Here is a 19,618-nt window from a genome sequence, read left to right as displayed (position 1 = left end):
GGCTCGTGACCACGCCCGCCCGCCTCCGTCTCGCCTACGTCGCCCTCGCCGCCGTCGACACGGTGCTGGCCGGGTCGGCGCGACCGGCCGCGCACCGCTGGCGCCGGATCACCAAGCCGATGCTGATGCCGGTGCTCGCCGCGCGCCTCGCGACCGACCAGGAGGCGGCGGGATCCCCGCTGCGACGCAGCACCCTGGCCGCGCAGGGGTGGGGGTGGGGCGGCGACGTGGTGCTGCTCGAGGAGGGGCCCCGGCGATTCGCGGCCGGCGCCGCGTCGTTCGGCGTCGGACATGTCGCCTACCTGACCGGACTCCTCGCCCGGCGCGGTCGCGGTGGCCCGCGGCCGCGATCGGTCGCGACGGTGGTCGCCTGGTCCCTCACCGCTCCCGTGATGGCCCGTGCGGCGGCTCGGACCTGGCGTCCGCTGGGTCCGGCAGTGCTGGCCTACTCCGCGCTGCTCACCTCCGTGGCAGCAGCGACGCACCACCTCGACGACTCGGTCCCCGCCGACGCGCGCCACCTCAGCGCCGCCGGGGCCACCCTGTTCCTGCTGTCCGACAGCGCCTTGGGCACCCGCACCTTCCTGTTGCGCGATCCCTCACCGCGCTGGGAGGCACTGGTGATGGCCACCTACACCGCCGGGCAACTGCTCCTCGCCGAGGGCGCGGCCCGGGCCACGCCGCGGCCCGCGACGTAGCGTGGCGGCATGACCGCCCCCGCCGTACGTCGCTGCGGAGTCGCCGACGCCGAGGTGCTCGGCCGCCTCCTGTTCGACTTCAACACCGAGTTCGAGACCGAGACCGACAGCGCCGCCGTGCTGGCCGAGCGCTTCGGACGCCTGCTGCCCCGCGAGGAAGTGGTGGCCGTGGTGGCCGAGTCGGCGGGATCGGCCCAGGGCTTCGCGTTCCTGACCCTGCGCCCGGCGATCTGGTTCGACGGGCCGGTGGCGCAGCTCGAGGAGCTCTATGTCGTGCCGCCGCTGCGCGACGGCGGCATCGGCACCGCCCTGCTCGACGAGGCCCGACGGCTCGTCCGGCAGGCGGGCGCGCCGGAGATGCACATCAACGTCGACGAGGTCGACACCGACACCCGTCGCTTCTATGAGCGGCACGGCTTCCGCAACATCGAGGACGGCGTCGATTACCGGATGCTCTGCTACATCGGCTCCACGACCTGGCCGACCTCGTCGACCTCGTCGCCCTCGTCGACCTCGTCGACGTCGCCGACCTGAGCCGCGATGACGGCGCGATCCGCCAGCTCGGCTCCCGCGCCGTCATAGAGCTGGAAGCCCGTGTCCGCGCCCTGCGTCATGGCCTGCTCGAGGTCGTCGTCGAACTGGGCGACCACCGCGACGGCACCGGGGTAGCCACTGTCCCGCAACCGCTCGAGCACGTGCAGGTTGCTGCCGTGGAACGGCATGGCGAGCAGCACCAGCGAGGTGTGCTGGAAGGACTCGGCCGTCCACATCTCCGGATCGGTCGCGTCGCCCTCCACGACGTCGTAGCCGTCGGCGCACAGCCGCTCGCAGCGGTCCCGGTCGGCCTCGATGCCGAGGGCACGCAGGTGGTAGGTGTCGCGCAGCCGCTCGTAGGCGGCGCGACCGACGCGTCCCATGCCGAGGACGACGGCGTCGTGGCCGCTGGCGTCGAGCGGCCGGTCCTCCGGGTGCACCTGCTCCAGCTCGCGGTCGGGCAGCACGCGACGCAGGAGCCGCACCAGGCGCTCGCCGCGGTCGATGGGCAGGGCCGAGATCACCATGCTCGCGGCCACGGCCGTGCCGAGGATCGCCGTCCACTCCGCGCCGACCATGCCCTCGGGGGCCGCGACGACGACGATCAGGCCGAACTCCGAGAAGTTCGTCAGCACGGTGGCGGTCAGCACGGCGCTGCGGCGGCGGAAGCGGCACCACCAGAAGAGGAGCGAGAAGCCGAGGGCCTGGACCGGCAGCAGGAGCAGCAGGAGGGCGGCGATCAGCAGCTCCGAGGGCGAGGGCAGGCCACCGAGCCCGATCGAGACGAAGAAGCCGACCAGCAGCAGGTCCTTGATCGTGAAGAGGCTCTTCGCCAGCTCCCCTGCCCGCGGCGAGGACGCGAGGAGCATGCCGACGACCAGCGCCCCGAGGTCGCCCTTGACGTCGAGGCTGTCGAACAGCCAGTAGCCGGGGACGAGCGCGAGCACGACGCCATAGAGCGGCAGCAGCTCGTCGTGGCCGAGGCGGGCGAGCACGAACCGCAGCCCGACTGCCGTCGGCAGCAGGAGCACCAGCGCGGCGGCCCAGGGGCTCGGCGCGTGCCCCTCGGCGACGGCGAGGAAGGTGACGGCGGCCAGGTCCTGGATGACGAGCACGCCGATCGCCGTCCGGCCGCCGAGGGAGCGGGTGGCGTTGCGCTCCTCGAGCACCTTGACGACGAGCACCGTGCTGGAGAACGACAGGGCGAAGCCGATGAGGGCCCACCCGGCCGGGTCGAGCCGGGCCGCGGCACCGAGGCCGGCGACCGCCAGCACCCCGACGAGCGCCGCGCCGAGCACCGCGCTGCCGGCCGTGTGGATCGTGGTGCTCAGCAGGACCTCGCGCCGAGCCAGTGAACGCAGGTCGACCTTCAGCCCGACGCCGAAGAGCAGCACCGTGACGCCGAGGCCCGCGATGGCGTCGACCGTCGGGGTGACCTCGACACCCAGGGGCACCAGCGCGAAGCCGGCTGCGAGGAAGCCCACGAGTGGCGGGAGCCGGATCGCGGTGGCGATCGCGCCGCCGACGAGCGCGGCCAGGAGGATCGCTTCGGTGTCGCCCAAGGCTGGAGTTCCGTTCGGTGGAAGGGGGGTGCCCGTCGCAACGCTGCGATCGGGTCCCATTCTTCCAGCAGACGGAACCGAACCGCGCTGGTGTCAGTCGAGTCGCTCGGACTCCACGTCGAAGTGGTCCTGGTAGTCGCGGACCCGCTCACGCAGCGCCGCCTCGTCGAGGCCGGTCTCGGCGAACCGATAGCGCTTGAGACTGCCGTCCTGGTCGCCGGGATGTGCGGCGAGGAAGGCCCGCATCCGCGCCTCGGTCTCCGCAGTCAGCTCCCAACCGAGTCGGTCATAGATGCGGCCCACCGCGGTGACGAGGTCGTGGCGGATGTCCTGATAGCGGATGTCGATGACCTGGCCGTCGGCGAAGACGCCGTCGCGCCGGGCCTGGAGTGCGCGGTCGAGGCCGACGCAGATGTCCTCGCCGTACTGCGCGGCGAGGCGGGTGACCTCGAAGTGGTCGGTGGTCATCTCGCGCAGGCTCGCACCCAGGGCGCTGATCGAGGCAATCACCTTGAGGGGATCGCGGTGGTTCTGGATCACGATCGCGTCGGGATACTGCGCCATCAGCTGCGGCAGCGACCACAGGTGCGCCGGGGACTTCAGGAGCCAGCGCTCCGCATGGTGCTCGGACTGCAGGTGCTGCAGGAAACGGTGGTGATAGCCGTAGGCCTCCCCCAGGGCCGCCTCGTGCAGGACCCAGCGGTTGTAGTCCGGCACCTCGAACTGCAGGGCGTGCTGCATCGACTTGAAGTCGCCGGTGAAGATCCGCACGTCCTCCTGGGCGAGCTCGGCGCCGAGCTCGTGGAAGGCGGCGAAGCCGGGGATGAAGGAGTCGACGAGGTCGAACTGTGCCTGGCACTGCGCGATCCGCGGATCCGTGCGGTAGGTCGAGGTGCGCGGCGCCGGCACCGGTCGCTCGACCTCCCAGCTCAGCGGGGCGCGGTGGGCAGGGTCCTGGGCGAGGAGGTCGAGCAGGATCGTCGTGCCGGTGCGGGGCTGGCCCACGATGATGACCGGCTGCCGGATCTCCTGCTCCGCGACGGTCGGGTGCTCGATCCGCCACTGCTGCAGCCGCAGACGGGTGGCGAGATCGCCCACGATGCCGTCCTCGGCGACGCCGACGCCGAGCTCGGTCAGCTGCGCGGTCGCGGCCAGCGCGTCCAGGTAGCGCTCCAGGCCCTCCTGCCAGGTGTCGGGACCGAAGTCGTCGCAGCCGGCGGCGTCGATCGCTGCCGCGACCAGCCGGTCGCGGCGTTGGGTGGTGCTCTCCGCAGTGAGGGTCACGGTCGTCGTACTCCTGCTCAGGTGTGGGTGGGCAGGTGCGCAGGCACCTCGATGACCCCGAGATAGCGCTGCATGAGCGCGGGCAGGTCGCCGGTGCAGTCCCCCGCGACCCACTCGTCGACCGCGAGCCGGGCGGCTGCCATCGTCATCGCGCCGATCATGCGCGGGCGCGGGTCGCCGGGCCGGAGACCGGGGAGGCGTGAGGCGACGGCCTCTCCGATGCCGATCTCCCAGTCGACATAGAGGTGCAGCGTCCACGCGACCATCGCCGGCGACCAGCGGCACAGCAGCGCCTGCTCGGCGAACATCGACCGCAGTGCCTCGAAGTCGACCCCGAGCTGGGCGTAGGCCCAGCGGATGGCACCGACCGCGTCGAGTGCGTCGTCGGCCTGGCGGATCAGGTCGACCATGACGAAGGCGCCGGCCCCGGAGAGGCCGGTCGCCACCGCCAGCTCCTTGCTCTCGAAGTGCCGGAAGAAGGTGGCCCGGCCGACGCCCGCGGCGGCGACGATGTCGTCGACGGTGATCCCCACATGCCCACCGTCGACAGCGAGTCGCGCCGCCGCGTCGGCGATCCGCTGCCTCGTCTCCTGCCGGTTGCGCTCACGGCGACCGACCGGAGGGTGGACAGCGATCACGGACAACATGATACTAAGTCTCACTTTTCTGTCCACTGTCGCTCCGGAGGACCGATGCGCGCACTGCAGGTGACCGGCCACGGCGAGCCGGCAGAGGTCCTGGCCGTGCGCGAGGTCGACGTACCGCAGCCCGGGGACGGCGAGGTACAGATCCGGGTCGCCACCGGCGCGTTGAACTTCAACGACATCCTGCGCTGCCGCGGCGGCCTCGTCTCCGTCCCGCAGAACCCGCCGTTCACCCTCGGCATGGAGGTCTGCGGGACCGTGACCGCCGCCGGGTCGGGCGCGGAGGCCTGGGTCGGCCGACGCGTGGTGGCCGTGTCGAAGGACGCGTTCGGAGGGCTGGCCGAGGTCACGACGGCTCCCCTCGCGGGGGTGTTCGAGGCGCCGCCGACCCTCGACGACGTCGCCGCCGCGGCGTTCCTGCTCCCCTTCCACACCACCTGGCTCGCGCTGGCCACCCGCGCCCGGCTCACATCCGGTGAGACCCTGCTCGTCCACGCAGGTGCGAGCGGCCTGGGCACGGCCGCCATCCAGCTCGGCGTCGCCCTCGGCGCCCGGGTCATCGCGACCGTCAGCTCCCCGGAGAAGGCCGAGGTCGCCCGCGCGCTGGGTGCCGAGCTCGTCGTCGACCACACCCGGGAGGACTTCGTCGAGGCGGTCCTCGGCGCCACCGACGACGTCGGGGCCCAGGTCGTCTGCGACCTCGCCGGCGGGGAGTTCGTCGGGAAGTCGTGGCAGTGCGTGGCCCGCGAGGGCCGCTACGTCCCCGTCGGCTTCACCGACGACGACCAGAACGGCATGACCGGCCGGCCCCTGCGTCTGGCCTCGATCGGCAACTTCTCGATCGTCGGGGTCCTCGGCGCGTTCGTCGACGTCGTCGACCCCGGCCTGCGTCGCTTCGGCTTCAACCCCTTCACCCGCGCCGAGGGCGACCAGGTGCACGCAGGCCTCCTCGACCTGCTCTCCTCCGGCCGGATCACGCCGTACGTCGGATCGGTGGTGGACCTCGACGGTGCCGCCGAGGCACTGGTGGCCCACCAGGAGCGACGGGCGATCGGTCGCACCGTCGTGCGGGTCGGTGCCGGCACCTGAGCCTCCCAGCTGCCTGGCTGTCTCGGTGACGACCGGGTAACGCAGGGGCATGGCCTCTGCGACGACCTGTCCTGCCCCGGCTGTCCACGACAGCACGGAGGTGGCGCGATGACGCGCCTGCGTGCCCTCGTCCTGAGCTGCAGCCTGCGGCCCTCGCCGTCACCGTCCAGCTCGGAGCAGCTGGGCCGGGAGTTCCTCGACGCACTCGGGGAGCACGACGTCGACGGCACCGTGGTGCGAGTCGTCGACCACGACGTGGCCTTCGGGGTCTCGGTCGACGAGGGCGACGGTGACGCCTGGCCCGCGATCCGGCGCGAGATGCTCGAGTCCGAGATCCTCGTCATCGCGACGCCGATCTGGATGGGCCAGCCGAGCTCGGTCTGCAAGATGGTGCTCGAGCGGCTCGACGCCGAGCTGGCCGAGACCGACGACCGCGGCCGGATGCTGACCTGGGGCAAGGTCGCCGCCATCGCCGTCGTCGGCAACGAGGACGGTGCCCACCACGTGGTCGCCGAGTGCGCCCAGGCCCTGTCGGACGTCGGCTTCACGATCGCGGCCAACGGATCGACGTACTGGGTCGGCGAGGCGATGCAGGGCGTCGACTACCAAGACCTCGACGGGGGCGCGGAGAAGACCCACGACGCCACGAGAACCGCCGCCCGCACGACCGCGCACCTCGCCCGTCTGCTGCGGGCCCACCCCTATCCGAGCGGCGACGTCGGGCAGGCCGACGCGGACTGAGTCAGCTCGTCTGCCGTCCGGCGGGACTGCCGGTCAGCCTCGTGTGACCGACGATCAGCCGCAGTCGCGCCAGCTCGGTCCGGTGTCGCTCGGTGCGGGCGATGAGGCGATCCAGCAGGCCCACGTCCAGACGGTGGTCGGTGTCCGCGACCGAGCGCAGCAGCTCGAAGCCGGCCAGCTTGCCGGTGACCGCGAGAAACAAGGCCTCGAGCTCGATGACGTCGGTGAGTGGCGGGCGGGTCAGGATCCGTCCGTTGGGCTTCAGCCGCCCCAGCTCGGCGCCGACCCTCGCGGCGACCGTGCCGATCCGGCTGGGTCGCGCGCCGACCGCCTTCATGATGCTCGCCAGCGACTCGCGGTCCTCGCTGACCTCATCGGCAAGACGGGCCAGGGTGGCGGCGGTCTCGGGGTCGCGATGGCTCCCTGCCACACGGCGGAAGAGGGACGTGCCGGCCCCGGCGCCCGCCCAGTGGTGCTGGAGATACCCGTGCAGTGCCTCGTCGTCCATCGTGTCCTCGCTCATCCCACCCCGGTACCCGTCGGCGCCGCGACGATCCGCGCCGGGCACGCAAAGAGGACCCCGGTCCGTCGCGTCCCCACTGACGCGACGGACCGGGGTCCGGGGGTGTCCGGCGATCAGCGCCGGACCAGTCGCCGCCGGGCGGCGAAGGCGCCCGCGGCGGTGACGATGCCGCCACCGGCCAGCAGCCAGGCCAGCTCCATGGAGCCGTCCTCGGCACCGGCGCCGGCGTCGATGCGGTTCGGGACCTCGTAGGAGACGGCCTCGACCTCACCGGAGCCGCCTGCCTCGTCGGTCGGCTCGAGGCCGCCGCCGTTGGCGACCTGCTCGTCGGCCGGCGTGTCCTCGGGGGTCTCCTCCGGCGTCTCCTCGGGCTGGCCGCCGTCACCGTCGGTGAAGTCGTCGGGGCGGGGCTCCTCGCCGCCGTCACCGTCGGTGATCTCGTCGGGGCCGTCGGGCTGCGGGTTGGGGTGCGGCTCGGGGTCGACCGGGTCGTGGTCCTTGATGTCGCCGGGGCCCTCGGGCTGGGGGTTCGGGTTCGGGTGCGGCTCGGGGTCGACGGGACCGTTGTCCTTGATCTCGCCCGGGCCCTGCGGCAGCGGGTTCGGCTGCGGCTCCGGGTCCGGCGTCGGGTTCACGATGACCAGACCGGGGCCGGGGGTGATCGACTCGGCCTGGGCGACGCCGGCGCCGACGCCGATCGCGCCGATGGCGAGGGGGGTGGCGATGATCATGCGGACGGCGGTGCGGGTGATGGCGTTCATTGCTTTCTCCTTGGTGTGGTGGTCCTGGCCCCGGCTCCCTGACTGGGTGTTTCCGTGGGCTTGTGCAGGTAGGAGCGGCCCGCCTCCCGGACCTTGCAGATTTCTCGAGACGATTTCCCCGATCTTTTTCCTGGCCCGCTCCGTATGCCTTGTCGGTGGGGGTACCTACGATCGAGATCGCCCGCCGACGTACGACCGTCCGACCTCGACGAAAGGTCCGTGATGAGCGACCGCAGCACCATGACCAGCCCGACCCGCGAGTGGACCGCGGAGTCGCTCGCCGCCCACTACGTCGAGGTCCGGGATCACACCGAGCGGCTGGCCGCGCCGCTGTCCCCGGAGGACCAGACCGTCCAGTCGATGCCGGACGTCTCCCCCACCAAGTGGCATCGCGCCCACGTGACGTGGTTCTTCGAGACCTTCCTGCTCCAGCCCCACGAGGCCGGCTTCGCCCCTTTCCAGGACACCTACTGGTTCCTCTTCAACAGCTACTACGAGGGCGTCGGGCCGCGTTACGCCCGCGCGGAGCGGGGCCTGGTCTCGCGGCCGGGAGCCCACGAGGTCGGCGCCTACCGCGCCAACGTGGACGAACGCATGCGAGCGCTGCTGGACCGCCTCGACGACGGCACGGTCGACAAGCTCGCCCCGACCATCGAGCTGGGCTTCCACCACGAGCAGCAGCACCAGGAGCTGCTCCTGATGGACATCAAGCACGTGCTCTCGCGCAATCCGCTGCAACCGGTCTATGGCGGGCGCCCCGCCGCCAGCACCGCGCCCGGTGCGATCGGGTGGGTCGACGTGGAGGGCGGGCTCGTCGAGATCGGTCACGACGGCGCCGGCTTCGCGTTCGACAACGAGCTGCCGCGCCACCGTGCGTTCCTGGAGCCCTACCGCCTGGCCGACCGGTTGGTCACCAACGGCGAGTGGCTGGAGTTCATGGCCGACGGCGGCTACGAGCGCCACGACCTGTGGCTCTCCGACGGCTGGGCCAGGGTCCAGTCCGAGGGCTGGCGGGCGCCGTTCTACTGGACCGAGGTCGACGGGGTGTGGTTCGAGCACACCCTCCACGGCACCTGGCCGGTCGATCCCGCGCTCCCCGCCTGCCACGTCAGCCACTACGAGGCCGACGCCTTCGCCACGTGGGCAGGCAAGCGACTGCCGACCGAGGCCGAGTGGGAGCACGCCGTGGCGCTCCACGCGGCCGACGACCCTGCCGGCTCCCTGGATCGCTCCGCGTCCTGGCACCCGAGCGCCGACCTCGGCGCGGAGGCGGACGCACCCCGGGTGCGCCAGGCCTTCGGCGACTGCTGGCAGTGGACCTCGTCGGCCTACCTGGGCTATCCGGGCTTCCACCCGCCCGAGGGTGCGATCGGCGAATACAACGGCAAGTTCATGTCCGGGCAGATGGTGCTGCGCGGCGGGTGCGCGCTCACCTCGCCGGGCCACGCCCGGCTGACCTACCGCAACTTCTTCCCGCCCGGCGCCCGGTGGGCGCTCTCCGGGGTCCGTCTCGCCGACGGTGGCGCCCCGTCGGAGGTCGGCCGATGAGCGTGCGCATCTCCGTCGTCCACGATGCCGAGCGAGCGGCCAGCACGCTGGCCGACGACGTCCGCCGCGGCCTGGGCGCCGTGCCGCGCTCGCTGCCGCCCAAGTGGTTGTACGACGACCGCGGGTCGGCCCTGTTCGAGCAGATCACGCGCCTGGCCGAGTACTACCCGTTCGCACGCGAGCACGAGATCCTCCGTGACCACGCCGCCGAGATCGCCGCGGTCAGCGGGGCCTCGACCCTCATCGAGCTCGGCAGCGGCACCAGCGAGAAGACCCGGATGCTGCTCGATGCCTTCGACGCGACCGGCCAGCTGGAGCGCTTCAGCCCGGTCGACGTCTCCGAGTCGACCCTGCGCGAGGCGGCGGCCGCCATCGCCGGGCGCCATCCGGGCGTCGCGGTCGAGGCGATCGTCGGTGACTTCACCCTGCACCTGGCCCACCTCCCCCGCGGCGGTCGGCGGATGGTGGCGTTCCTCGGCGGCACCATCGGCAACCTCTACGTCGAGGAGCGCTCCGCCTTCCTCGGCGCCCTGGCCGACCAGCTGGAGCCCGGCGACTCCCTGCTGCTCGGCACCGACCTCGTCAAGAGCGCCGACCGCCTGATCGCGGCCTACAACGACCCGGGAGGCGTCACCGCCGACTTCGTCCGCAACAGCCTGCGGGTGCTCAACCGCGAGCTCGACGCCGACTTCGACCTCGACTCCTTCGCCTACGTCCCCTTCTGGGACGCCACCCTCGAGCGCATGGACCTCCGCCTGCGTGCCGAGGTGCCCCAACGGGTCGCGATCCCCGGCGCCGGCCTGGCGATCGATCTCGCGATGGGCGAGGAGATCCGGGTGGAGATCTCGACGAAGTTCCGGCCTGAGCTGCTCGACCGCGAGCTCGCGCACGCGGGGCTCACCGTCGCCTCGCGCTGGACCGACGAGGCAGGTGACTTCGCGCTCACGCTGGCCACGAAGGCGGAGGCCTGAGGCAGGGCCGCTCCAGAGCCGAGAAGTCTGGCGTCAGGTCTTGGACGGCCGGCCCCCGGCGACCTTGTGGGTCGCGTCGCACCACGGCAGCCGCTGGGACAGGCCGCACAGACACACTGCCACGACCGGCCGCTCGGCCTCGTGCGCGACGCCCTGGTCGTCGTACACGACGTCCGCGCCGCGCACGAGCGCCGGACCGTCGGGGACGACGGTGATCTGACAGCCCGTCCTCGACCCGCTCGCAGGGGCGCTCATGCGACCTCACTCGTGTCGCCGCCGAGGAGGACGGAGCCTCCTGCGGTCCAGGCGTCGATGGCGTGGCGGGCCACGACCTCGTCGAGGTGCACGCAGGCGGCGGCGCCGAAGAGGATGTCGTCGACGAGCTCGGGCTCGGTCTCTGCGAGGGAGCCGCAGATGGTCCGGGCGGCGATCTCCTCGTGGACGGCGTCGGCCTCGATGTGCTCGTCGAAGTAGTGCTCCACGGCCGCACCCATCTCGAGCCGCTGCGCCCCCTGCAGATAGCGCCGGCAGGCCAGCGGGCTGGTCATCTCGAAGGCGGCCAGATGGCCCATCGCTGAGCCCCGGAACCGTCGGTGGAGGCCGAAGAGCGACATGGCGTTGTTGACGGCCAGCGTGTGCCACGACACCCGGTCGACGTAGGCGCCGTAGCTGGCATCCAGCCCGGCCTCCTCCAGCGCACGCGCGAAGAGGGCGCTGTGGAGTCGGTCCGGGCGACCGCCGCCGAATTCGTCGTACTGCAGCTCGGCGAGCGCCACCTTCGCCGCACCGTCGAGGCGCGGGACCGCCCACGCGTGGGGGTCGCTCTCCTTGAGGTGATAGAGGCTGCGCTCGATGAGGAACTCGCGATACTGCGCCGCCGTGGCCCGTCGGTGGAGGAACTGCGAGACGGACGCCTCTCCCTCGTGGGAGGCGATGGCGGCGAGCTGGCTCACGAGATCCTCTGCCTCGTCGGCCGCGGCGAGGACCTCGCCCACGTCCTCCCGCAGCCCGTCCTCGAAGCTCGTCTCCAGCTCGGCGCGCACGGCGAGGAGACGCGGGTCCCACTCCCGGCGGTCGTCGACGTCCTCGAAGCCTCGATAGTGCAGCTCATAGAGCATCCAGAGGCTCAGGTGCAGGTCGTCGGGCCCGTCCGGGTCGCCGGCGTGGTCCAGTGCTCGCCCACCCGTCAGATCGGCAACGAGGGCCTCGCTCAGCTTTCCTCGTGGTCGTGGCAGTTTCATCCGACCTCCTCTCGTGGCGGCGCAGTACCCCCGCTGCGCCGAACCATGAGCCGTCTGACCCGACTCGGGACCGGCAGACGCGGGTATCGAGAAGTCATGGACGCCCACGACGTACCGCGCTGGATCGGCGAGGACCACCTGGCCGTCGACGACCTGCCGGCCGAGCTTCTTCCGCTCGTGGACGAGGCCCTCGCCCGGGGCCTGATCTTCCAGGACTGCCGCGACCAGCTGGCGTGCCTGTGAGCGGATGGTGTCGACCGGAGCGGGTATCGACTCGATGACCGACCCCGGAAGGAGATCTCGATGACCAAGGACGCGAAGCGGATGCCCGGAGGCAGCCGCGAGCCACAGTTCTCCTCGCGGGCCCTGCTCGTCGGCGGCTTCATCGCTCTGCTGGTGGTGGTCCTGCTCGTCTTCGTCCTGATCGGCTCGTCGATCCTCTGACGACTGGGGGGGACGGCCAGGTCCGCCCGGCCCGGGTCAGCGCGACATCGCCCACCTGATCGTGCCCACGGCCGCGCCGCCAGCTGCACGAACCACTGTGCGCTCCGCCACCGGGAACCACGGCAGCCGGAGGTGCGGGCGGGTCCACGCCGGCAGCAGGCCGATCCCCGCAGCAGCGAGCACTCCGTAGGGCGCACGGGCCGCCAGCGGCAGCGGCGGCTTCAGCAGGACGTAGCGGGCTGCCTCACGTGCCTCGGGAGTCCCCCGCAGCTCGTGGCGGTAGGACCCCAGGACGTCGCGCAGCTCCGCTTCGGTGGTCGGCACGTCGGTGGCTCCGAGCCGGCGAGTGACCTCGGCCGTCTGGGCGACGTACTCGTCACGGCCGGCCGCGTCGAGCGGACGGGCGCTGTAGGTCTGGTGCGCGAGCAGGAAGCTGTCGATCTCGGCGACGTGGACCCAACGGAGCAGGTGGGGGTCGGCGGCGCTGTAGGTCGTCCCGTCGGGCATCGTGCCGGTGACGCGGTCGTGGATGGCGCGCACCACGTCGACGGCGACCTGGGCATCCTCGGCGGTGCCGAAGGTCGTGACGGCGAGGAAGCGGGAGGTGCGGGCGAGCCGACCCCACAGGTCACCGCGGTAGCCGGAGTGCTCGGACACCGCGCGCATCGCGGCGGGGTGGAGCGTCTGCAGCAGGAGAGCCCTGATCCCGCCGACGAACATGGAGGCATCGCCATGGACGCGTCCGATCGGGCTGTCGGGCTCGAACCAGCGTGGTCCCGGTGTGTCGTGGATCCGGGCACGGTGCTCAGGACCGTCAGGACCTGCGACCCGCAAGAAGATCGCCTCGCCGAGGCGGTCCCGCAGTGGAGCCAGTCGCGCGGCCGGGTTCACGAGCCAACGGCGCGGACCTCGACACCGCGCCAGAAGGCGACCCGGCCGGTGATCTCCTGCGCTGCGTCCTTCGGCGTCGGGTAGTACCAGGCAGCGTTCGCAGCCGTCTGCCCGTCGATCTCGACCGTGTAGTACGACGCCGTGCCCTTCCACGGGCACACGGTCGTCGTGCTCGTCGCGGTGAAGTGCTCGCGGCGCAGCGACTCCTCGGGGAAGTAGTGATTGCCCTCCACCACGACCGTGTCGTCGCTCTCCGCGACCACCACGCCGTTGAAGACCGCCTGCATCGTCATGTCCGCTCCTGCTTGTCCGGGTCGCTGCTCCCTCGAGTCTCCCCCCGGAGACCAAGGACCCACCTGAACTCCCCGAGCCGGCCACGCCGCGTCCTCTCCGCAACGGGCCTGCTCACAGACCGTTGCAGATCGCGTACGTCGCACGCACGTCGTCCTCGTTGTAGGCGAGGATGCGCCGTCGTCCAGCATCTCTGACGGCGGCGTCGTCGGCCGTCCGCGCCTCGATGAGCCAGAGCTGGGGCTGGAGACCGCCGGGATCCTCGTCATGCAAGCGGTCGAGCAGATCTGCTACCTCCGCCTGGCCGAGGAGGCGCTTGAGGTGGGCCGGCTCGGGATGGGCGTAGTGATTGACCAGCAAGGACTATCAACGCCCTCACTGGATCGGGAACGTCAGCACATGACGTGATCGCGACGGACTCGGTCGACCCGCACACCACATACGCCGCGGCCACCACAGCCCCGCGGGCCACCCGTCTTCGCCGTCATACCGGGGAGCAAGGATTGAACAGACGGAAATAGCGACAGGGCCCGCCTGCGTTTCCGCAGGCGGGCCCTGTTCTTTGTAGCGGGGGCAGGATTTGAACCTGCGACCTCTGGGCAATCTCAAAAGCTTGCCTGTTGCTACCGAACGTTGCGGGAAACAGCCGAATCGCTTGTATTGGAGCGGTGTTCGTTGTCTCGAACACTTCCGACTGTAACCGATCGTTGCTCGCTGACGCCGAGTGATTCCGGAGGGTAACCGGAGGGCGATCAAGTCTGCGGGAGCATAACTCCAGAGCCCGTTGGGGCGACCCTGCGGTGGATGATCCAGACGCCGAGGAGAAGCAGGCCCTCGACGACGTGGACCCAACTGCCGAACGCATCCACGCCCAGGTGGTGCCTGAGTTGCTCGCCGCCGTAGAGGCCGACGAACCCCCAGGTCACGTAGTACACGAAGCCCAGGGAGGCATAGGCCGCCGCCCAGGTGGGGCGGAGAACGGCGACGAGACCGATGAGCCCGGTGACGAAGTGACACAGCGTGTGGCACAGGTTGACGGTGACGGGGATGAACCCAGCGACCTCGGTGGTGCAGGCGTTCATGGGGTCGAACGCCATCGACGTGCAGGTCAAGTAAGCCGCCGGACCGTTGCTGGTGAACCAGAGGGCGAGAACGAAAACTCCGAACTGCACCGGAGAGTCCGTCAGAGCCCAGACGTAGCTGGTCATTCGGCTACGGATGCGTTCGAGCACGGGCTTGTCCTTCCTGGTCGAGACGCCTCTCATGCCAGCGGCAAGGTCGGCGCGCCAGGTTCGGCGGGGATCTCGAGGACCTGGCACAGTGCGGCGATGCCGAGGTAGGCCGAGGAGAGTGCGAGGAACTCGATTCGTTCGGCATCGGTCAGCGTGGAGTCGATCAACCTCGCTTCGTGATCGTCGAGCGGGCGGCGGTCGACAATCGTGTCGGCGATGGCGATGATCGCGCGCTGCCGATCGGTCCAGGTGGGCGCCGGCTCGGCGTCGGTGACGGTGGCGTCGACCTGGCTCTTGGTGAGCCCCGAGGTTTTGCCGAAGTACGCGACGTGCTCGCCCCACTCGTGCTCGGCGCGACAGCGGCCGGTGACCCGAAGGATGGCGAGCTCGCGGTCCATGGGTTCGAGCTGGCCGGTGTGCATGAGGCCGTGCAGGCTGAGCAGCGGTCCTTCGGCGTAGGAGCGGAGCACGGCCGGGTTGGCGGCCATGGCGAGGTAGAGCAGCGGCGGACGGTACGGCGGCGGGACGACCTGCTCCAGAATTTCGCGCGATTCGGCTGGCAGCTCCGGCAACGTGAAGTCACTCATGCTTGTCTCCCGCGGGGGCTGCTGTTGCAAGGGCGACCAGGTCGGCGTAGCGGAAGATCTGTCCGCCCGCGCCCCACGTGCCGTCGGCCTGCTCGTGGATCAGGACCCAGACCCGCAGCGCCTGGTCGGCGGTCAGTCCCGCGGCTGCCAGGACCTGAGCGGTCACCTCGCGGACGAGGCCGGCACGGCGTTCGTCGTTCAGGGCCCCGGCGGGGACGGTCACGTCGACACGAAAGCGCGGCTCGTCATCCTCCGCGGTGATCTGGGCACCGGTGGGGAGCTCGTGGAGGAAGGCCCAGGCTTGCGCGCGGAAGAAGGCCGTGTCCGGGGCGCCCTCCCACTTCAACAATGTTCCGGCCAACTGCGCCTGGATCGTGGATGCGCCCTCCTCGGTGAGGGCGCCGGTGGGGACGGTGAGCTGGATCTGAGGCATGACGGGTCTTCCTTTCGTGGGGAGCGGGTGGGCGGTCAGCCGACGGTGAGGGCGTGTCGGATGGCGTCGGCACGTTCGGGTGTGAACACGCCGCTGTCGAGGAGGCTGAGGACCGACAGGACTCCGCCACCGGCACCCCAGCTGCCTTCATCGATGACTCGGAAGGTGACCCACCAGGCCGGCTGCGGGTCGGGCAGGTCGCACGCGTCGGCCATGGCGCGCAGGAGGCGGGTGATCACGACCTCGCGGACCTCTTGGCCCCAGTCGGCGTCCATCACGGCCAGGTCGATCACCACCACGTCCGGCGCCTCTGGGAAGTCAGTGACGAGCAGGCCACCGAGGGCGATCTGGTCCGGCTCGTAGTCGCGGAAATGGACCTGGAAGCCGACCCTCGCGGCCGGCTCGAACCGGCCGACTTCCGGCACGAGGACGGCGTCGGTGAGGGTCTGAGCGAGCGTACGACGCTGATCGGTGGTGAGCCGGCCTACGGGGGCGTTCACGGTGATGACGGTCATGAGTCTCTCTCTGGTTGCGGGATGGTGCCGAGGGGCGGGCGATGGAGGACGAGCTTGGTGGTGTGGGCCTGGTAGGCCTCGGGGGCGTCGTCCCAGTCCGCGACCAGGCTGGTGACCCGCTCTGCTTCGAACCCGGTGGTGGCGATGAAGTCGAGCAGCTCAGGGAGGACCGGGCGCACGTGTGAGACACCGACCTGAAGGGTCGCGCTGGTGGCATACATGTCCATCACCGGCAGCTTGGTTCCCGGGCTGAGGTAGTAGCCGGTCCCCGTGCAGATCCCCCCAGGCCGCAGGGACCGCAGAGCGTCCCGCAGACCCTGAGGATGCGAGGAGGCCTCGACGGCGACGTCATATCGACCAGGCAGTGCGGGAAGCACGGACTTACGTCGGGCCTTGTCGACGCGGTGCACGCGCGCGCCGAAGGACTCCGCGACCTCGAGCCTGGAATCTCTGTCGTCGAGGTAGTCGACGACAGACGCGCCATGCGCGACCGCGAGGCCGGCGGCGTACAGGCCGATGCTCTGCCCTCCCCCACCGATCACCAGGACCCGGCCGCCGGGGCGCTGACGCAGCGGCGGTACGACGGAGCGCCAGGCGTCGGCGAGATTGTCGCTGGCAGCCGCGACACGCAGCGGGTCGACCCCCTCGGGGACCTTGACGAGCATGTGGTCGGCGAACGGGATGCGCAACGCGTCGGCGACCATGCCGCCCCACGCACCCGATGCGGGACCGAACCCGAAGGCGGCCAGCTCCCGGCCGGGGCTGTCGGCGCTCATTGTGGAGCACTTCGCGGTCAAGCCGAGCTGGCACGCCTCACAGGTGCCGCAGGAGACTGCCCACGGCACGACGACGACATCGCCGACCGCGAGCCCCGTGACTCCGGAGCCGACCGCGGTCACCTGTGCCACGCATTCGTGGCCGATCGCGAACGGTCCCTGGAAGGGCACGTGGCCGACGATCGAGGCGACCACGGGGTCGATGAGGCCGAGCTTCAACCCCGCTTGCATCGGGCGCGACACCGACCGGTGCAACGGCAGGCAGTCACCGTCACAGCGGCTGGCGACGAACGGACGGACCAACGCGTCAGTCGGTTCGCTGATCGCGGGGTCGGGCCGCTCGCGCCACTCGAGGTGGCCCGTGCGAACGAAGGTCAGTTCACGCATTTCACATGCTCCCTTGCTATGCTATGTCACAGAGCATATGTCGAGGTTGAGGAGGCTGGTCAAGTGGGTGTGAAGACCGACACACGGCAGCGCATGATCACCAGCGCCGCCCTGCTGCTGCGAGAGAAGGGCGTCGCAGGCACCTCGATCGCTGAGGTCCTACGCCACAGCAGGGGTCCGCGTGGCTCGGTTGGCTTCCACTTCCCCGGCGGACGGGCCGAGCTGCTCACCGACGCGCTGGGTTGGGCGGGCAACCTCGTCACCACGATCCTGCGCGAAGCAGCGAGCCAGGGCACCCGTCCCGATGAGGTGTTCGCGGGGATCTGCGACTACTACAGGCACCAGCTCGCCACGACGGAGTTCGCGGCCGGTTGTCCCGTCGGCGCCGCCGCCCAGGAGGCCTACGGCGATCCCGTGCTCGGTCCAGTGATCAGCTCGATCGTCGAGGACTGGCACACCGGCTTGACCGCAGTTCTCACGCGAGCGGGGCACGAACCCGACTCCGCCGCCGACCTCGCGATGCTCTGCATCAGCGCCCTCGAAGGAGCGATCACCATGTCCCGAGTCAAGCGATCGACCGACCCGATCGACACTGTGCGCGCCCGGATCGTTCCGATGCTGACGCCCCCCGCATGAGCACCTCGCCCCGCTCCCGCCTGGCCACCCTTCGCGGGCAGGATCTTCGCGCCCTCCACGCAGGAGGATCCGTCCCCAGCCTGGATGAACTGAGCGGCAGCATCGATGGCGCCGTCCTCAATGGCGGCCTCGGCCGGCCGCTCGTCCGCGACCTCCGCCCGTGGCGCGGCAAGCTCTTCGAGCCGGACGACCACGGCACCGTCACGGGCTTCAACCGGCTGGGTGTCGGGCCGCTGGAGGTCAAGCGATTCCGGTTCACCGCCCGCGTCGCGAAGTCGTTGTTCAGCGACCGGGACGTGGTGTTCCTCGACCACGACAACGCGAACAACCCTGGCTACATCCGCCGGTTCCACGACGAGCTCGTCGCGATCGACGAAGGCCTCTACCTGGCCACCTCTCATTACCGAGACGGCGAACGGCTGCGCTACCTGTGCCACTTCGCGCTCGCCAAGGCCGCTGCGAAGTAACGCCGGATCGCCGGCTGGTGTGCCGTCAGAGTCCGAGGTCGCGGCTGGTGGTGGTCGCCATCGCCTCGGCGGGCCGGATGTAGTGGTTGAGCAGTGTGCCGAGGTCGCGGTGTCGCGTCTGTGCGGCGATCCTGTCGATCGGGGCGCCGTTCACGGCCGCGGTGGTGGCGTGTCCGGCGCGGAGCGAATGCCCTGAGACCGGCACGCCGTCGAAGCCGGCCGCGTTGGCTCGTTCCTGCACAGTTCTGCTGATCGCCCGCGGGCCGATCCGCTCACTGGTGGGGTGCCTTCGGTACAGAACGCGCGTGAAGAGTGCACCCGGGCCTGACGGGCGGACCTTGAGCCACGCATCCAGGGCGCGGATCGGGTCGGTGAGCCGGTTGTCCCCGCGGGCGACCCCGACCAGTTGGCCCTGGGCATCTGGGTCGGTCTTGGAGCGGCGAATGGTGATCAGGATGCCGGTCGGCAAGTGCTGGAGGTCCTCGACGTTGAGCGCCGAGATCTCACCGGGCCTCATCGCGGAGGCGTACCCGAGGAGAAGGATGGCCCGGTCGCGGACGTCCTTGGCGTCATCGGTGTCAATGGACGCGACGATCTGGCCAAGCTCGGCGACCGTCAGCGGATGAGCCTGGCGGATCGGCGCGACCCCGAGGATCCGGCGCAGCCCTCGCCGGACCCGTCGGACGAGGAAGTCGGCGGTGGGGTCGGACAGGCCCTCCTGTCGGTGGCGGTGGGCGATGCCGGAGCAGTAGCAGTCGAGCGTGCTGAAGTGGACGCCTGCCTCGGCGCGCTCGGCTAGGAACGCGGCGACCCCTTCGGGTGGTGCCGGCAGCGGCTGGATGCCCCTCCCGGAGCACCAGCGTTCCCATTGCCGCCACCCGCAGGCGTAGGTCTCGCGGGTCGATGCGGCCAGTTCCGCGTCGACGGCGGTGGCGATGCGTTCAGCATCGGTGGCAGTAAGCCCTGTGCGGGCGAGGGGCAGCGACGGTTCAGCGGGGGCAGGGAGTGGAGATGTCATGCGCCAATCTCGGCGACGGCTCCCCCAGACTCGGGCGAACGGAGGCCGGGGTCGCGACGTACCTCCCGAAAGGAGGGTTTGTGGTGGAGGGATCAATTCTCAAATGCTTTCAGGCCCGGGATTCTCACTGAATCCCGGGCCTGATCTTGTAGCGGGGGCAGGATTTGAACCTGCGACCTCTGGGTTATGAGCCCAGCGAGCTACCGAGCTGCTCCACCCCGCGTCGGTGAGAAGAACATTACGGGATCGCATGACAGCAGCCAAATCGGCAAGCTCACCTGCGTTCACAAGAGGCTCACAGGATCATCCGAGGCCCGGGACAACCTGATCGGGCGTACTGGATCT

Annotated in this window: 25 protein-coding genes, 1 tRNA gene and 1 pseudogene; 10 read left to right on the top strand and 17 right to left on the bottom strand. The window is 70.7% G+C overall.

All coding sequences use genetic code 11. The annotated features are described in order from the left end of the window. The first annotated feature begins 5 nt into the window (after window positions 1–5). Window positions 6–698 (top strand): lysoplasmalogenase family protein, encoded by a 693-nt coding sequence (locus tag E9934_RS01390; RefSeq protein WP_136561032.1) that lies wholly within the window; start codon window positions 6–8, stop codon window positions 696–698. A 9-nt stretch (window positions 699–707) separates the two neighbouring features. Beyond that, window positions 708–1,163 (top strand): annotated as a pseudogene (locus E9934_RS01385) (GNAT family N-acetyltransferase); the annotation flags it as partial. On the opposite strand, the gene E9934_RS01380 reads toward E9934_RS01385, so the two are convergent. The 3 genes from E9934_RS01380 to E9934_RS01370 form a co-directional block, all read right to left on the bottom strand. After that, window positions 1,157–2,794, bottom strand: a complete 1,638-nt coding sequence (locus E9934_RS01380; protein WP_238694684.1) for a cation:proton antiporter family protein — start codon at window positions 2,792–2,794, stop codon at window positions 1,157–1,159. The pseudogene E9934_RS01385 and the gene E9934_RS01380 overlap by 7 nt on opposite strands. Before the next feature lie 93 nt (window positions 2,795–2,887). Next, on the bottom strand, window positions 2,888–4,078 hold the full coding sequence (locus E9934_RS01375; protein WP_136561029.1) for a sulfotransferase family protein: 1,191 nt from the start codon (window positions 4,076–4,078) through the stop codon (window positions 2,888–2,890). A gap of 17 nt (window positions 4,079–4,095) precedes the next feature. Further along, window positions 4,096–4,716 carry a TetR/AcrR family transcriptional regulator gene (locus E9934_RS01370; RefSeq protein ID WP_158294889.1) on the bottom strand — a complete coding sequence of 207 codons (621 nt, stop codon included), beginning with the start codon at window positions 4,714–4,716 and terminating at the stop codon, window positions 4,096–4,098. Window positions 4,717–4,770: 54 nt separating this feature from the next. Between E9934_RS01370 and E9934_RS01365 the strand changes: the two genes are divergently transcribed. After that, window positions 4,771–5,811 (top strand): NADPH:quinone oxidoreductase family protein, encoded by a 1,041-nt coding sequence (locus E9934_RS01365; RefSeq protein WP_136561027.1) that lies wholly within the window; start codon window positions 4,771–4,773, stop codon window positions 5,809–5,811. 108 nt (window positions 5,812–5,919) lie between these two features. Continuing rightward, window positions 5,920–6,552, top strand: coding sequence for a flavodoxin family protein (locus tag E9934_RS01360; protein WP_136561026.1), 633 nt, complete (start codon window positions 5,920–5,922; stop codon window positions 6,550–6,552). A 1-nt stretch (window position 6,553) separates the two neighbouring features. Here the strand turns inward: E9934_RS01360 and E9934_RS01355 are convergent, their stop codons facing one another. After that, window positions 6,554–7,075 (bottom strand): hypothetical protein, encoded by a 522-nt coding sequence (locus tag E9934_RS01355; RefSeq protein ID WP_136561025.1) that lies wholly within the window; start codon window positions 7,073–7,075, stop codon window positions 6,554–6,556. A 113-nt stretch (window positions 7,076–7,188) separates the two neighbouring features. After that, window positions 7,189–7,836 (bottom strand): hypothetical protein, encoded by a 648-nt coding sequence (locus tag E9934_RS01350; RefSeq protein WP_136561024.1) that lies wholly within the window; start codon window positions 7,834–7,836, stop codon window positions 7,189–7,191. Between the two features lie 222 nt (window positions 7,837–8,058). On the opposite strand from E9934_RS01350, the gene egtB reads away from it, so the two are divergent. Both egtB and egtD read left to right on the top strand, forming a co-directional pair. Then, on the top strand, window positions 8,059–9,384 hold the full coding sequence (egtB, locus tag E9934_RS01345) for an ergothioneine biosynthesis protein EgtB (protein ID WP_238694683.1): 1,326 nt from the start codon (window positions 8,059–8,061) through the stop codon (window positions 9,382–9,384). Then, complete coding sequence (egtD, locus tag E9934_RS01340) at window positions 9,381–10,355, top strand: L-histidine N(alpha)-methyltransferase (protein ID WP_136561023.1); 975 nt, start codon at window positions 9,381–9,383, stop codon at window positions 10,353–10,355. Before egtB ends, egtD begins: the two co-directional genes overlap by 4 nt. Before the next feature lie 33 nt (window positions 10,356–10,388). Here the strand turns inward: egtD and E9934_RS01335 are convergent, their stop codons facing one another. Continuing rightward, the gene (locus E9934_RS01335) at window positions 10,389–10,610 is read right to left on the bottom strand and encodes a CDGSH iron-sulfur domain-containing protein (protein WP_136561022.1); all 222 of its coding nucleotides are present in this window, start codon (window positions 10,608–10,610) and stop codon (window positions 10,389–10,391) included. Further along, complete coding sequence (locus tag E9934_RS01330) at window positions 10,607–11,596, bottom strand: iron-containing redox enzyme family protein (RefSeq protein ID WP_136561021.1); 990 nt, start codon at window positions 11,594–11,596, stop codon at window positions 10,607–10,609. The genes E9934_RS01335 and E9934_RS01330 overlap by 4 nt, the downstream gene beginning before the upstream one ends. A gap of 96 nt (window positions 11,597–11,692) precedes the next feature. On the opposite strand from E9934_RS01330, the gene E9934_RS19450 reads away from it, so the two are divergent. Together E9934_RS19450 and E9934_RS19445 are read left to right on the top strand one after the other, a co-directional pair. Continuing rightward, the gene (locus tag E9934_RS19450) at window positions 11,693–11,839 is read left to right on the top strand and encodes a hypothetical protein (RefSeq protein ID WP_158294888.1); all 147 of its coding nucleotides are present in this window, start codon (window positions 11,693–11,695) and stop codon (window positions 11,837–11,839) included. 60 nt (window positions 11,840–11,899) lie between these two features. After that, on the top strand, window positions 11,900–12,040 hold the full coding sequence (locus E9934_RS19445) for a hypothetical protein (RefSeq protein ID WP_158294887.1): 141 nt from the start codon (window positions 11,900–11,902) through the stop codon (window positions 12,038–12,040). A 36-nt stretch (window positions 12,041–12,076) separates the two neighbouring features. Here E9934_RS19445 and E9934_RS01325 read toward each other — a convergent pair whose 3' ends face one another. From E9934_RS01325 to E9934_RS01290, 8 genes are all read right to left on the bottom strand, one after another. After that, complete coding sequence (locus tag E9934_RS01325) at window positions 12,077–12,931, bottom strand: oxygenase MpaB family protein (protein WP_275106601.1); 855 nt, start codon at window positions 12,929–12,931, stop codon at window positions 12,077–12,079. Beyond that, window positions 12,928–13,224, bottom strand: coding sequence for a DUF427 domain-containing protein (locus E9934_RS01320; protein ID WP_136561020.1), 297 nt, complete (start codon window positions 13,222–13,224; stop codon window positions 12,928–12,930). The genes E9934_RS01325 and E9934_RS01320 overlap by 4 nt, the downstream gene beginning before the upstream one ends. A 112-nt stretch (window positions 13,225–13,336) precedes the next feature. After that, window positions 13,337–13,582, bottom strand: a complete 246-nt coding sequence (locus E9934_RS01315) for a hypothetical protein (RefSeq protein WP_136561019.1) — start codon at window positions 13,580–13,582, stop codon at window positions 13,337–13,339. 392 nt (window positions 13,583–13,974) lie between these two features. Next, window positions 13,975–14,454 carry a DUF4383 domain-containing protein gene (locus E9934_RS01310; protein WP_158294886.1) on the bottom strand — a complete coding sequence of 160 codons (480 nt, stop codon included), beginning with the start codon at window positions 14,452–14,454 and terminating at the stop codon, window positions 13,975–13,977. Between the two features lie 29 nt (window positions 14,455–14,483). Then, complete coding sequence (locus tag E9934_RS01305) at window positions 14,484–15,041, bottom strand: carboxymuconolactone decarboxylase family protein (protein ID WP_136561017.1); 558 nt, start codon at window positions 15,039–15,041, stop codon at window positions 14,484–14,486. Beyond that, window positions 15,034–15,474 (bottom strand): tautomerase family protein, encoded by a 441-nt coding sequence (locus tag E9934_RS01300; protein ID WP_136561016.1) that lies wholly within the window; start codon window positions 15,472–15,474, stop codon window positions 15,034–15,036. The genes E9934_RS01305 and E9934_RS01300 overlap by 8 nt, the downstream gene beginning before the upstream one ends. Window positions 15,475–15,509: 35 nt before the next feature. Beyond that, entirely contained in the window at window positions 15,510–15,974 is a 465-nt protein-coding gene (locus tag E9934_RS01295; protein ID WP_202977145.1) for a hypothetical protein, read from the bottom strand. Window positions 15,975–15,985: 11 nt separating this feature from the next. Continuing rightward, window positions 15,986–17,152, bottom strand: coding sequence for a zinc-dependent alcohol dehydrogenase (locus E9934_RS01290; protein ID WP_136561014.1), 1,167 nt, complete (start codon window positions 17,150–17,152; stop codon window positions 15,986–15,988). Window positions 17,153–17,215: 63 nt separating this feature from the next. On the opposite strand from E9934_RS01290, the gene E9934_RS01285 reads away from it, so the two are divergent. Both E9934_RS01285 and E9934_RS01280 read left to right on the top strand, forming a co-directional pair. After that, window positions 17,216–17,788, top strand: coding sequence for a TetR/AcrR family transcriptional regulator (locus E9934_RS01285; RefSeq protein ID WP_136561013.1), 573 nt, complete (start codon window positions 17,216–17,218; stop codon window positions 17,786–17,788). Beyond that, entirely contained in the window at window positions 17,785–18,255 is a 471-nt protein-coding gene (locus E9934_RS01280; protein WP_136561012.1) for a hypothetical protein, read from the top strand. Before E9934_RS01285 ends, E9934_RS01280 begins: the two co-directional genes overlap by 4 nt. Window positions 18,256–18,280: 25 nt before the next feature. Here the strand turns inward: E9934_RS01280 and E9934_RS01275 are convergent, their stop codons facing one another. Together E9934_RS01275 and E9934_RS01270 are read right to left on the bottom strand one after the other, a co-directional pair. Beyond that, window positions 18,281–19,273 (bottom strand): tyrosine-type recombinase/integrase, encoded by a 993-nt coding sequence (locus E9934_RS01275; RefSeq protein WP_136561011.1) that lies wholly within the window; start codon window positions 19,271–19,273, stop codon window positions 18,281–18,283. A gap of 149 nt (window positions 19,274–19,422) precedes the next feature. Next, window positions 19,423–19,496, bottom strand: a tRNA-Met gene (locus tag E9934_RS01270). Between the last annotated feature and the right edge of the window lie 122 nt (window positions 19,497–19,618).

It is taken from the genome of Nocardioides caeni (assembly GCF_004912195.1).
GTDB classification, from domain to species: Bacteria; Actinomycetota; Actinomycetes; order Propionibacteriales; family Nocardioidaceae; genus Nocardioides; species Nocardioides caeni.
Note: the sequence above shows the minus strand (reverse complement) of the source record. Positions and strands in the feature narration are given on the sequence as shown.

What these genes read in the sequence shown, in the direction of transcription:
- E9934_RS01365 (WP_136561027.1), top strand. Translation starts at nt 4,771, where the DNA reads ATGCGCGCACTGCAGGTGACCGGCCACGGCGAGCCGGCAGAGGTCCTG.
- E9934_RS01360 (WP_136561026.1), top strand. Translation starts at nt 5,920, where the DNA reads ATGACGCGCCTGCGTGCCCTCGTCCTGAGCTGCAGCCTGCGGCCCTCG.
- E9934_RS01355 (WP_136561025.1), bottom strand. Translation starts at nt 7,075, where the DNA reads ATGAGCGAGGACACGATGGACGACGAGGCACTGCACGGGTATCTCCAG.
- E9934_RS01350 (WP_136561024.1), bottom strand. Translation starts at nt 7,836, where the DNA reads ATGAACGCCATCACCCGCACCGCCGTCCGCATGATCATCGCCACCCCC.
- egtB (WP_238694683.1), top strand. Translation starts at nt 8,059, where the DNA reads ATGAGCGACCGCAGCACCATGACCAGCCCGACCCGCGAGTGGACCGCG.
- egtD (WP_136561023.1), top strand. Translation starts at nt 9,381, where the DNA reads ATGAGCGTGCGCATCTCCGTCGTCCACGATGCCGAGCGAGCGGCCAGC.
- E9934_RS01335 (WP_136561022.1), bottom strand. Translation starts at nt 10,610, where the DNA reads ATGAGCGCCCCTGCGAGCGGGTCGAGGACGGGCTGTCAGATCACCGTC.
- E9934_RS01330 (WP_136561021.1), bottom strand. Translation starts at nt 11,596, where the DNA reads ATGAAACTGCCACGACCACGAGGAAAGCTGAGCGAGGCCCTCGTTGCC.
- E9934_RS19450 (WP_158294888.1), top strand. Translation starts at nt 11,693, where the DNA reads ATGGACGCCCACGACGTACCGCGCTGGATCGGCGAGGACCACCTGGCC.
- E9934_RS19445 (WP_158294887.1), top strand. Translation starts at nt 11,900, where the DNA reads ATGACCAAGGACGCGAAGCGGATGCCCGGAGGCAGCCGCGAGCCACAG.
- E9934_RS01320 (WP_136561020.1), bottom strand. Translation starts at nt 13,224, where the DNA reads ATGACGATGCAGGCGGTCTTCAACGGCGTGGTGGTCGCGGAGAGCGAC.
- E9934_RS01305 (WP_136561017.1), bottom strand. Translation starts at nt 15,041, where the DNA reads ATGAGTGACTTCACGTTGCCGGAGCTGCCAGCCGAATCGCGCGAAATT.
- E9934_RS01300 (WP_136561016.1), bottom strand. Translation starts at nt 15,474, where the DNA reads ATGCCTCAGATCCAGCTCACCGTCCCCACCGGCGCCCTCACCGAGGAG.
- E9934_RS01290 (WP_136561014.1), bottom strand. Translation starts at nt 17,152, where the DNA reads ATGCGTGAACTGACCTTCGTTCGCACGGGCCACCTCGAGTGGCGCGAG.
- E9934_RS01280 (WP_136561012.1), top strand. Translation starts at nt 17,785, where the DNA reads ATGAGCACCTCGCCCCGCTCCCGCCTGGCCACCCTTCGCGGGCAGGAT.
- E9934_RS01275 (WP_136561011.1), bottom strand. Translation starts at nt 19,273, where the DNA reads ATGACATCTCCACTCCCTGCCCCCGCTGAACCGTCGCTGCCCCTCGCC.